At 63.2% G+C, this 11,984-nt stretch carries 10 protein-coding genes; 8 read left to right on the top strand and 2 right to left on the bottom strand.

Annotation, left to right across the window (positions count from 1 at the left end; all coding sequences use genetic code 11):
• The first annotated feature begins 243 nt into the window (after nt 1-243).
• From EJC47_RS16820 to EJC47_RS16785, 8 genes are all read left to right on the top strand, one after another.
• Nucleotides 244-1,524 (top strand): TolC family protein, encoded by a 1,281-nt coding sequence (locus EJC47_RS16820; protein ID WP_126849033.1) that lies wholly within the window; start codon nt 244-246, stop codon nt 1,522-1,524.
• 88 nt (nt 1,525-1,612) lie between these two features.
• Nucleotides 1,613-2,782, top strand: a complete 1,170-nt coding sequence (locus EJC47_RS16815) for an efflux RND transporter periplasmic adaptor subunit (protein ID WP_010405553.1) — start codon at nt 1,613-1,615, stop codon at nt 2,780-2,782.
• 3 nt (nt 2,783-2,785) lie between these two features.
• Nucleotides 2,786-6,052 carry an efflux RND transporter permease subunit gene (locus EJC47_RS16810; protein WP_010405552.1) on the top strand — a complete coding sequence of 1,089 codons (3,267 nt, stop codon included), beginning with the start codon at nt 2,786-2,788 and terminating at the stop codon, nt 6,050-6,052.
• A gap of 14 nt (nt 6,053-6,066) precedes the next feature.
• A complete protein-coding gene (locus EJC47_RS16805; RefSeq protein WP_010405551.1) occupies nt 6,067-6,408 on the top strand; it encodes a DUF190 domain-containing protein in 342 nt (113 codons plus the stop codon).
• Between the two features lie 27 nt (nt 6,409-6,435).
• The gene (locus EJC47_RS16800) at nt 6,436-7,701 is read left to right on the top strand and encodes a sodium:proton exchanger (RefSeq protein WP_245535557.1); all 1,266 of its coding nucleotides are present in this window, start codon (nt 6,436-6,438) and stop codon (nt 7,699-7,701) included.
• Between the two features lie 64 nt (nt 7,702-7,765).
• Entirely contained in the window at nt 7,766-8,332 is a 567-nt protein-coding gene (gene lspA / locus EJC47_RS16795) for a signal peptidase II (protein ID WP_126849018.1), read from the top strand.
• Nucleotides 8,333-8,367: 35 nt separating this feature from the next.
• A complete protein-coding gene (locus tag EJC47_RS16790; protein WP_081988567.1) occupies nt 8,368-10,488 on the top strand; it encodes an NAD(+) synthase in 2,121 nt (706 codons plus the stop codon).
• Nucleotides 10,489-10,762: 274 nt separating this feature from the next.
• Complete coding sequence (locus EJC47_RS16785; protein ID WP_010405543.1) at nt 10,763-11,206, top strand: MAPEG family protein; 444 nt, start codon at nt 10,763-10,765, stop codon at nt 11,204-11,206.
• Here EJC47_RS16785 and EJC47_RS16780 read toward each other — a convergent pair.
• Together EJC47_RS16780 and EJC47_RS16775 are read right to left on the bottom strand one after the other, a co-directional pair.
• Entirely contained in the window at nt 11,138-11,722 is a 585-nt protein-coding gene (locus tag EJC47_RS16780) for a YgjV family protein (protein ID WP_260591634.1), read from the bottom strand. The two genes, EJC47_RS16785 and EJC47_RS16780, sit on opposite strands and share 69 nt — an antisense overlap.
• Before the next feature lie 125 nt (nt 11,723-11,847).
• Nucleotides 11,848-11,973 carry a copper-binding protein gene (locus EJC47_RS16775; protein ID WP_260591636.1) on the bottom strand — a complete coding sequence of 42 codons (126 nt, stop codon included), beginning with the start codon at nt 11,971-11,973 and terminating at the stop codon, nt 11,848-11,850.
• Between the last annotated feature and the right edge of the window lie 11 nt (nt 11,974-11,984).

Below are 11,984 nucleotides of genomic sequence, written 5' to 3'. Positions count from 1 at the left end.
TTTGCGCTTGCTCCTACAGCAGCTAGAGATTGTAAAGAAGCCAGATGATTGACACCCGAATCGTTAACGCGCCCGCCCGCCATGGACGGGGCGAGCGTTGCCCGACCTCACGGTTGACGGCGTGATCGCGCTTCTGTTCCTTCCTTCCGCGTATGAGATCGTCCGCAATGCGCGGACTGAACTCCGGCCGGCAACCTAGAGGTGCGCAGGATGATCGTTCCGCCGCGCGCGGTTTTGTGCGTGCTGAATGCAACGCTGGTCGCGTGCCTCGCTGGCGCGTCGGTCGCGCAGGCGCAAACGGGGTCTCAACCGGGGGTGCCGACGACTTCGACCGAGGGAGAGGTGCTTAGCCTTGAAGCGGCCTTGTCTCAGGGCGGCGCCGCTTCGCCCTCGATCGCAGCATCGACTGCCGGTGTGCAGGCGGTCACGGCCGCCCGTACGATAGCGGGATTGCGCCCAAACCCCGAGGTTCAGCTGCAAGTCGAAAATTTAGCGGGTTCGGGGCAATATCGAGGCTTCCGCAGCGCTGAATCAAGCGTCGGAATTGCGCTGCCTCTGGAACTAGGAGGCAAGCGCAGCGCGCGGCTTGCGCTGGCGAACGCACGACTGACCCGGGCTGAGATCCAGACCGCAATCGCCGTTGCCGACCTTCGGCTCAGGATCACGCAGCTCTATGTCGAGGCGGCCGCAGCCGAGCGTCGTACAGAAGTGCTGTCGGCGCAGTCTGCTATTGCAGCAAATGCCTTGCGGATCGCAAGCGAACGCGTTCGTGCCGGCGCGGCATCGCCAATCGAGCAGCAACGCGCTGATGTCCTCCGGATCAACGCACAGGTCGCTGCCGACAGTGCGGGGCGGCAGGCACAGGCTGCAAGACTAAATCTCGCCGCGCTCATCGGTCGCCCGATCACGGGGCTGCTTGACCGCGCCTGGTTCGATCAGGTCGCAAGTTTCTATGGGCCCGCTCAGCCCGTCGATGTCGAAGAGACTCTCGCTTTTGCCGCTGCCACCGCCGACGTTCGCGCGGCGGATGCTCAGGTCCGACTAGCTCGCGCGTCACGCATTCCTAACATCACGATCAGCGCAGGAGCCCGTCGTTTGGCGGAGACCAATGACACAGCCGCCGTGGTCGGCGTGAGTGTCCCCATCCCGATCTTTAACAATGGTCGGGCCTTCGTCAGTCAGTCGCAAGCCGAGCAGACGCAGGCTCAGGCGCTGCGCTCCCTCGTGGCACTCGATACCCGCCAGGATATCGCCCGCGCGCAAACCGAAGTCGCCAATGCTGCCGCGACTGCACGCGCTACGGGAGGCCCAGGTCTCGCTGCCGCAGCGGAGGCGGCCAGGATCGCGCGTATCGGTTACTCTCAAGGCAAGTTTGACCAGATCGCGCTGCTAGACGCCGAGCGAACGCTGTCTCAAACCCGGCAAGCCTATGTCGATGCGCTTGCCGCCTACCACGATGCAGTGGCGAGATTGCAGCGTCTGACGACGCCAGCCACCCTCGCCAACGGTGAGGCGCGGCAGTGATGAACTTGGAACATAAGCCGGGTTCCGGCCGCACGTGCCTTGGGCATAAGTCGTATGCTCGCGCCTCGTTTTATCTCGGAGAACACCTATGATCCTTCAGGATAAGCGCCTGCTTGGCAGTGCGGCCGGTGTCGCGTTGATCGCCGCGCTCGGTGGTTTCGCGGTTGCCCGCTATACCACGGGCGGCTCGAAGCCCGTCGAGGCCCCGGCCAGCGTTCCTGCGGCTGCATCGGGCAAGGAGAAGAAGCCGGATACCTTGGCAATGACCGCACAAGCAATGCAGCAAGCTAGCATTGCGACTGAAACGGTCAAGGCAGGCGGTCTGGGTGCCGAAATCGTTAGCCAAGCGACAGTGGCAGCCTCCCCTACTGGCGAGGCGATCGTCACAGCGAGAGCCGGAGGTGCGGTGACGCGCTTGCTCAAGCGCCTGGGCGATCCCGTACGAGCAGGCGAAGCGCTCGCGATCGTCGAGAGCCGTGAGGCGGCTCAATTCGCGGCGGATCGCACGGTCGCAGCTGCCAAATCAGCGCTGGCGCAAAAGGCATTGGCGCGAGAGCAATATTTGTACCGGCAGAAAGTATCCGCGCGGGTCGATCTCGAGCAGGCTCAGGCCGGGGCGACGTCCGCGGCGGCCGAGGCGCGACGCGCGCAGGTCGCCGCGGGAGCGGCAAACGTCACAAGCGATGGTCGCGGTGTCGTCGTCGCAAGTCCGATCACAGGGCGCGTGACCGCCGAAAACGTAAGTCTCGGGGCGTTCGTTCAACCCGAGACCGAACTGTTCCGGGTTGCCGATCCTGCGAAGATTCAGATCGAAGCCGCGGTCGGTCCGGCTGATGCTCAGCGCTTATCCCCCGGTGACCGCGCAATCGTCGAATTGCCCGGCGGGCGGACGATCGAGGCGCGCGTGCGCGCCGTGACCCCTGGCCTTAGCGGGGAGACTCGTTCCGCGACTGCGGTGTTAGATGTTCCCGGTTCTCTGCAGCCGGGTCTCGCAGTCCGGGTGCGGCTCCTGCCAAGCCGCGGCGAGGTTTCGAACGCGATTGTCGTGCCAGAAGACGCCGTTCAGAGCCTTGAAGGTCGCGACGTCGTGTTCACACGCACTGCTAAGGGTTTCCGCGCCCAGAATGTCACTACCGGCCAGCGCAGCGCCGGCCGCATCGAGATCGTGTCGGGCCTCTCAGCCGGGCAGACCATCGCCACCAAGAACGCCTTCCTGCTCAAAGCCGAACTCGGCAAGGGCGCGGGCGAGGAAGAATAACAGATGATCGCCAACCTTATCGCGCTGGCCGTCCGTGCGCGCTGGGCGGTCCTGTTCATCTTCCTGGCGATTGCCGGTCTTGGCCTGTGGCAGCTCACCAAGCTGCCGATCGACGCCGTGCCCGACATCACCAACAAACAGGTACAGATCAACACCGTCGATCGGCGCCTCTCGCCGGTCGAGATGGAAAAGCTTGTCACTTATCCGATCGAAACCGCGCTGGCTGGCATCCCTGGACTGGAGACGACCCGTTCGATTTCCCGCAATGGCTTTAGCCAGGTATCCGCAATATTCTCGGAAGGCACCGATCTCTATTTCGCGCGCCAGCAGGTAGGCGAACGCCTGACCCAGGCGCGCGATACGTTGCCCGACGGCGTACAGCCGCAGATCGGCCCGGTTACGACCGGTCTTGGCGAAGTCGTGATGTACACGGTCGAATATGCCAATCCTGACGGCAAAGGCGCGAAAATTGTGAACGGCCAGCCCGGCTGGCAATCGGATCGGAGTTACCTGACGCCCGAAGGCGATCGGCTGACGAATGCGGTCGAACAGGCCGGGTTCCTTCGCACCGTTCAGGACTGGATCGTCCGCCCACAGCTCCGCGCCGTTCCGGGCGTGGCCGGCGTCGACTCGATCGGCGGCTACGCCAAGACATTCGTGGTTGAACCAGATCCGGTGAAACTCTCGACCTACGGTATCTCGTATAGCGAGCTTGGCGAGGCGCTGGAGAACGCCAACCTCGCGGTGGGCGCGAACTACTATAACCGCGGCGGCGAAGGCTATTTGGTTCGGCTCGATGCGCGGGTTCGCTCGGTGGATGAAATCAAGAACGCCGTCGCCGCCACACGCGGCGGTGTTCCCATCACCGTTGGCCAGATCGCCAATGTCGAGAGCGGGGGCGACCTTCGCACCGGTGCGGGCAGCGTGAACGGCAAAGAAGCCGTCATCGGCACCGCGTTGATGCTTATCGGTCAGAACAGCCGCATCGTTGCGCAGGATGTCTCTGCAAAGCTCGAGCAGGTATCGAAGACCTTGCCGCCCGGCGTTACCGTCAAGGTGGTGCTCGACCGCTCGAAGCTGGTCAACGCGACGGTCGCGACCGTGCAGCGCAATCTGACCGAGGGCGCGATCCTGGTGGCGGTCGCGCTATTCCTGTTGCTCGGCAACTGGCGCGCGGCGCTGATCGCGGTGCTCGTTATTCCCTTCTCGTTCCTCATGATGGCAATGGGGATGAACGCCTTTCGCGTGCCCGGCAACCTGATGAGCCTGGGGGCTCTCGACTTCGGTCTTATCGTCGACGGCGCGGTGATCATCATCGAGAACTGTCTGGCGCGGCTAGCGCACCGGCAGGAACATGAGGGCCGGCTGCTCGCCCTTCGCGAGCGGCTTGAGGAGACCATGCGCGCCGCTCAGGAAATGATAAAGCCGACCGTTTTCGGGCAAGCAATCATCCTGCTTGCCTTTGCGCCGCTGCTCATGTTCACCGGCGTCGAGGGCAAGACGTTCTCGCCGATGGCAATCACGATCATGCTCGCGCTGGTCGCGGCCTTCATCCTGGCGCTGACCTTCGTGCCGGCCATGGTGGCGCTGCTCATTCGCGGCCGGGTCGCCGAGAAGGAAGTGTGGCTGATCCGCAAGAGCAAGGAGCGCTATCTGCCGCTGCTCGACAAGGCGATCGCACGGCCGTGGCCGTTCATCCTCGGCGGACTGGCCTTCTTTCTCGCCGCGGTGCCGGCGTTCGGATTGTTGGGCAGCGAGTTCATCCCGCAGCTCGACGAGAAGAATATTGCCCTCGCCTCGACCCGCGTTCCCTCGGTCAACCTCGAACAGTCGCTCGCTATGCAGCGACAGGTCGAGGCCGCCGTGAAAAAACTGCCCGAAGTCGAGCTGATGTTTTCCAAGACCGGCACCGCTGAGGTTGCGACCGATCCGATGCCGCAGAATATGTCGGACGGCTATATCATTCTCAAGCCCCAGGATCAGTGGCCCGCCAGCGTCCATACAAAAGCCGAGGTGATCGAGCGCATTGAGAAGGTGTCACGTGGTCAGCTCGGTCAAATCTATGAAATGAGCCAACCGATCCAACTTCGCTTCAACGAACTGATCGCGGGTGTTCGCGGTGACGTCGCCATCAAGCTCTACGGCGACGACCTCGACAAGATGGCGCAGACGGCCAGCGAGATGGTTCGCGTCCTGCAATCCATTCCGGGCGCGGGCAGCGTAAAGGCTGACCAGGTTGGTGGTGCGCCGACGCTCGACGTGAAGCTCGATCGCGCCGCCATTGCACGCTATGGTCTCACGATGCGCGAAGTGGCCGACACGGTTTCCGCGGCGCTCGGGGGCCGCGAGTCCGGTTTGCTCTATGAGGGCGACCGGCGGTTCGACATCACGGTGCGCGTGCCCGAAACCACGCGCACCAGCCTGGATGACATCCAGGCGCTGCCGGTGTTGCTTCCCGAGAAGGCCGGGCAAGCTCGCCAGCAAGTGCCGCTCTCGCAAGTCGCGCAGATTCGCGTCACCGAAGGCCTCAATGAGATCAGGCGCGAGAACGGCAAGCGCCGTCTCGCCATTCAGGTGAACTTGTTGGGACGTGATGCCGGGTCGTTCGTCGCCGAAGCGCAGGCCAAGATTGCACAGGTCAAACTTCCGGCCGGCTATTATCTCGAATGGGGCGGGCAGTTCCAGAGTCTGCAGGATGCATCTAAGCGGCTTTCGATCGTTGTGCCGCTCTGTTTCGCGTTGATCTTTGGCCTGCTCTACATGGCTCTCGGCAGCTTTGGACGCGCTACTGCGGTGTTCCTGGCGGTGCCCTTAGGATTGGCGGGCGGCGTGTTCACCTTGGCGCTCACCGGCATTGCATTCTCGGTATCAGCCGCTGTCGGCTTCATCTGTCTTGCGGGCGTCGCCGTACTCAATGGCCTCGTGGTGATGACAGCGATACGCGAACGGATCGAGGCAGGGTTTCCGCTCGCTCAGGCGATCCGCGACGGGATGGCCGAAAAGATGCGCGCCGTCGTCATGACCGGATTTGTGCCGGCGATCGGTTTCGTGCCGATGGCGCTCGCGCACGGCACCGGCGCCGAGGTCCAGAAGCCCCTGGCGACCACTGTTATCGGGGGCTTGGTTGCGGCTACCATTCTCACTTTGCTCGTTCTCCCCGCCATCGCCCGCGTGGTGCTTGGCTGGGGCGAACGCGTGGGCAAGCACCGCGATCCCGAGCCGGATGGCGGCGTGGCGGCGCATCCGACCCCCGAGCCGATCTCGACATGACACAGGAGGCGAGCATGAGCGAACATACCAAATTGCTCCGCATCTACACCGACGAGGCCGCCTATTACGGCGACCGCAAGGTGCTCGAGGTGGTCGCATCCAAGGCGCGTGACGCCAGACTCGCCGGCGTGACCGTGCTTGAGGCGCTTATTGGGTTCGGGCGATCGGCGCATCTTCATCGCAGGCATGTACTCGAAAGCGATCGAGCCGTGGTGATCGAGATCGTCGATTTCGACGCTCGTTTGCGGGCGTTCGTGTCGGACCTGTCCGACGTGCCAGGGATAGGATTGATGACGCTCGAAGCAGTGGAGGTTCTCGGGTCAGAGCTTTCGGTCAGCAGTATACAACCAGAGTGAGGTTTGGGATCAGGGTGAGGATCGTTCTTGGCGACTGATATTCCTTCCGCTTCGTCTCCACGGCCATCATTGCGCCGCTTTGCCCTGTTGCTCGTGCTGGTCGGGGCGGCAATGATTCCCGCCGTGATCCTGCGGATCGAAGGCTGGCGTCCCAACCCGCTGCTCGACACGTTCGTTTTCGGAGCGGCTATCCTCGCTGCGGGGTTCCTTTTGTCATGGGGCGCCGAGGCGGCCGAGAAGCGCATTTCGGCAGGGTTGATCGTGGCGATCGTCGCGCTGATCACCGTGCTCCCTGAATATGCCGTGGATTTTTACTACGCCTATTCGGCGGGCGCGAACCCCGGATCGAATTACGTCCATTATGCCGCGGCGAACATGACCGGCGCAAATCGGCTGCTCGTCGGCCTTGCCTGGCCGCTTCTGGTATTGCTTCACTGGCGGCGAACGCGGGATCGCGCCATTGAGTTACGGCCCGCGAACCGAACCGAAATCCTCTTTCTGCTTCTGCCAAGCATCTATGCCTTCGCGATCGTGGCGAAGGGCCGAATTTCACCCATCGACACCATCGTCCTTATCGCGCTGTTCGGGGTGTATATGTGGCGCGCCAGTCGGAAGGAAACTGGCGCAGACGCTGATGACGACGATGACGACGATGACGACGAGCCTGGCCCGGCCGCGGCGCTCATGCTGCTTTCACCCCTTCGCCAATGGTTAGCCATGGGAGCGCTGACGATCGTCGCAGCCGCGATTATTCTTGTATCCGCCGAACCTTTTGCAGAGTCGATGATCGACTCGGGCCGCCTTTTGGGGTTCGACGAGTTCTTGCTGATCCAGTGGCTCGCGCCGCTGGCCAGCGAAGCGCCTGCCGTCGTCGTGGCGGCGCTGTTCGTGCTGTCGGGCCGCGCCGCGTCCGGCCTCGCGACGATGATGTCCGACAAGATCAATCAATGGACTCTGCTAGTCGGCATGTTGCCGCTGGCGGTCAGCTTGGGCGCGGGGCATCTGACCAGCCTCCCGCTCGACACACGCCAACACGAGGAATTCTTCCTCACTGCCGCACAGTCGTTATTCGGTATCGGCTTGCTGCTGCGTCTTCGCCTCAGTCTGGTGGGTGCGGCGGCGCTCGCTACCCTTTTCGTCGCCCAGGTGGCTTTGGCGGTAATCTGGCAGGGTGACGAACTGCGTATCGTCAACAGTCTGACGTGGCTGGCTTGGGGCTATCTGGCGCTCGCGGCTGGCCTGTTCTTGACGAACCGCAAAGCGCTTGGCGCGCTTTTCAGGAAAACAGGCTAGTGAGACGGCCAGCGTCGTTGAACCGACACGGCCGGCCCGCCGGCAAACGTAGGAGGTGGAGTCGTTGTTTGACCAACTCGCCGCTCCGGTCCTCGACAGCCCAGCCTCTAGGCCGGGGAATACGCCGCAGCGCGAGGGTGAAGCCATGACGAGGGCTGCCACCTGGCTGGGCGCAGGGCTCGCCCTGACCGTGGACCAGGTGACCAAGCCGGCGGCCTTCGAGCTCGTTGCAAGCCACGGCGCGATACCCGTCCTCCCCTTCCTTACCATCACGTCCAGCATGAACGCCGGCGTTGCCTTCGGGATCGGCACAAGGGTGCATCCGATCCTGCTGATCGGGGTCGCGGCGACCGTCACGGCTCTTCTCCTCGCGATGATCCTGCGGTCGGCGAGTCCTCTCTACCGCGCCGTGCTGGGCATGATCCTCGGCGGCGGCATTGGGAATATCGCCGACAGGCTGCGATTCGGCGCCGTACGCGACTTTATCGACCTCCACTGGGGCGGATCTCACTGGCCGACGTTCAATATGGCAGATGCTTTCATCACCGTTGGCTTCGTCATCATGCTCATCGCCTGCGACGAGTCCAACGGGCATTTGAAGCCGCGATCCACCCGTTGCGGGAAGAACTGATGTCAGAAGCGGGGATGAATGAGGGAGCGCCACCCATGACAGGCCACTTCCTGTCGATCTACCGACAAGGCTTTGTGAGGGTCGCCGCTTGCTGCCCCCTCTGCAGGATCGCGGAACCGGCGTTCAACCTCGAGGAAACACTGAGGCTCGCCCGCAGAGGGAGTGATGAAGGGGTCGCGCTGATGGTCTTCCCGGAGCTCGGGCTGTCGGGCTATTCGATCGACGACCTCCTCCATCAGCGGGCCCTGCTCGACGAGGTCGAACGACGACTTCTGGAGCTGGTCGCCGAAAGTAGCGATCTCCACCCGGTCCTCCTCGTCGGGGCACCGCTGCGCCGTGAGGGGCGGCTCTACAACTGCGCCATCGCCATTCATCGGGGTCGAATTCTCGGCGTCGTGCCGAAGGGGCACCTGCCCAACTATCGGGAGTTCTACGAGAAGCGTTGGTTCGCCTCCGGGCGGGACGTGCGCGGCGAGATCTGCCTCGGAGGCGAGCCCGTTCCGTTCGGGATGGACCTCCTGTTCCAGGCGGAGGATGTCGACGGCCTGATCTTCCACACCGAGATATGCGAGGATGCCTGGGCGCCCGCCCCGCCCAGCGACTTCGGCGCGCTCGCCGGCGCGCTGATCCTGACGAACCTCTCTGCCAGCAACATCGTGGTGGGCAAGGCAGACACACGGCGACGCCTCTGCGAGGTCCAGTCCGGCCGCTGCTGGGCCGCCTACGTCTACTCGGCGGCTGGACACGGGGAGTCGACAACCGATCTAGCCTGGGATGGCCAGGCCTGCATTTACGAACTCGGGGCCCAACTCGCGGAGACGGAGCGCTTCAGCGCAGAGTCCCAGATGGCCGTCGCGGACATTGACATCGAGCGGCTGCAATTGGAGCGCATGCGGACCGGTACGTTCAACGAGGCGGCAATCGCCAACGGCATGCCGGACCGGCGCTTCCGTCGCGTGTCCTTCGTTCTCCAGCCGCCCGCTGGCGACTTGGGCCTGCGGCGACGCATCGATCGCTTCCCCTTCGTACCTAACGATCCAGCCCGGCTCGATCAGGACTGCTACGAGGCGTTCAACATCCAGGTGACCGGGCTCGCGAAGCGCCTTGAGACGACCGGAATAAGCAAGATCTGCATCGGCGTGTCCGGAGGGTTGGATTCGACCCACGCCCTGATTGTCGCGGCGAAGGCATTTGATCTGCTCGGGCGTGCGCGTACCGACATCCTCGGCTTCACGATGCCCGGCTTCGCCACCAGCAGCAGGACCAGGTCCAACGCGCATTCGCTGATGAGCGGGCTCGGGGTGACGGCCGAGGAAATCGATATCACGCCGCTGGCCAACCAGATGCTTCGCGATCTGCGGCACCCGTTCGCGAGCGGGGAGCCGGTCTACGACACGACCTTCGAGAACGTGCAGGCGGGGATCCGGACCGATCTCCTGTTCAGGGCCGCCAACCAGCGCCAGGGCCTGGTGCTCGGCACCGGCAACATGTCGGAGCTCGCACTCGGCTGGTGCACCTACGGCGTCGGCGACCAGATGAGCCACTACAACGTCAACGGCTCGCTTCCGAAGACCCTCATTCAGCACCTCATCCGGTGGACGGCGTCGAACCGGCTGTTCGACGCCCAAGTGACCGACATCCTGCTCGACGTGCTCGGGACGACTATATCGCCGGAGCTCATCCCGCAGGCATCCGAAGGCCAGTCGCAGAGTACAGAGGAAAAGATCGGCCCCTACGAACTCCACGACTTCTGGATCTACTATCTGACCCGATTTGGGCTGCGCCCCTCCAAGATCGCCTTCCTAGCAATGCACGCTTGGCAGGACGCCTCCGCGGGCAACTGGCCGCCGGGCTTTCCGGAGGACCAGAAGCGCTCCTATGATATACCTGCCATCCGCCACTGGCTCGACGTTTTCCTGCGCCGCTTCTTCGCCAACCAGTTCAAGCGATCCGCCCAGCCGAATGGGCCGAAGGTCACGACTGGCGGCTCGCTGTCGCCGCGCGGCGATTGGCGCGCGCCCTCGGACGCCAACGGCCAGCTCTGGATCGATGAGCTTTGCAACAACGTGCCCGAGGACCTCAACGCGGCGGACGTGTCTCCTCTGACGCAGGAACCACCTGCGGTAGCCGCGGAGGGCAGACCCATTGTCCGATGAAATCCGATACCATACGGCCCGGTGGCTGCGCACCGGCCGTCCGCACCTCGGGGCGCCCGGCGACATCGTCGTCCCGAGCACGGCGAAGAGGCAGCCCGACGTGGGTGCGACGGAGGCGCCGTTGCGGGGCGGCCCCCATCCAGGGCGCGGAGGGGCGGCGACGATCCATCGGCAGGCAAGCTGGAGCGAACGACAATGGCTGAGCATCCGAAGCCTTTGACCATGGCCGCAGAACGGTCGGGAATACGAAGGGAGGGCCGGGTGGGTCTTCCTGATGTGCGCAACGGTCCTGGGTGTCGCCACTTTGTGGCTTCCCGAACAGATTGAGCTGCCACGGGAAACTGCCCCGCGGCTCGCGTTTGCCGCCCGCGAAAGCCTCCTCGTAATGCTGTGGGTCGCCATCGGTGTCGGGATGGTGTCGACCATCCGGCGCTACTCGGCACATGACAATCCCGGCTCCGCCTTCGCTCCTCCAAGCGAGCGGCTGAGGGTGCCGCTCGCATTTCTTCAAAACACGCTTGAGCAGGCGACGATGACGAGCATCGCCTTTCTCGGGCTCTCCACCGTCGATGGCGACGCTCCGCTCGGCTTCATCACCGGCGCCGTAGTCCTGTTCGCGGCAGGACGGATCGAGGTGCGTGGCATGCCACTAAATGCCCAGTGTCGAAACCGGTCCAGCCTGAGCAAATATTCCGGGCGCATTGGCGGAAGCGCTTGACCTTTGGCTGAAAGATACAGTCCTCCGGCGACGCACCACAAACCTCATCAGGTTCGCCAGGTTTGACGCCAACGATACCGCGTCTGTCCCCAACGCGAACAGAGCTCCGACGATCAAATTATGGGCAAGCCAAAATGGAGCCCCCAGGAGGAAGAGCCCCTTCATACGCGTAGTCGATGTCTGCAAGCGCGCCAGACTACCCAGCGAGCTCCCCGTCAATGCCAGCGCAGACGGTATGCCGTGCCATGTCACTACCGAAAGGAAAGACAATATAATGAGGCTGGCTCCGTAGAGTCGCACGACGACATAGCGATCACGCACCGATGCCGAAACGACGAGCTGCGCGCAGGAAATGAGGCACGCGATCGCCGCCGTAGGAGATCCCAACATCAGAAAATACATCGCGAAGGCGGCAGCGCCTGCACTCTGAATTTGGACGACCTTGTTATAGTCGCTGAAAAACGGCCAGCTGATGACGCACAAAAGAGCCATGCAACCGAACGCGGTGGCAATCACGACGGCCCCCGCGCGGTTGTTCCTGTGTTGATCTGCGTGCCGCGCTCAGCTCTGTCTTTTCCCATAGCTGAAGCGTGAAGGAACGAGGTTAATTACGCTTTAATGGCCCTCATGAAATCGACCATTCAAGGCTTCTTTTGGATTGCTGTCACCTCACCCGCACTGCCAACAAGCGTGACATCAAAATCGACCTTGTCGCCGACCTTGGCGGCATCGGTGATCCCAGGCGCTGCCTTGAACGCCATCGTCATCGCCGGCCATT

It is taken from the genome of Sphingomonas sp. TF3 (assembly GCF_003985085.1).
In the GTDB taxonomy this organism is placed as follows: Bacteria; Pseudomonadota; Alphaproteobacteria; order Sphingomonadales; family Sphingomonadaceae; genus Sphingomonas.
Note: the sequence above shows the minus strand (reverse complement) of the source record. Positions and strands in the feature narration are given on the sequence as shown.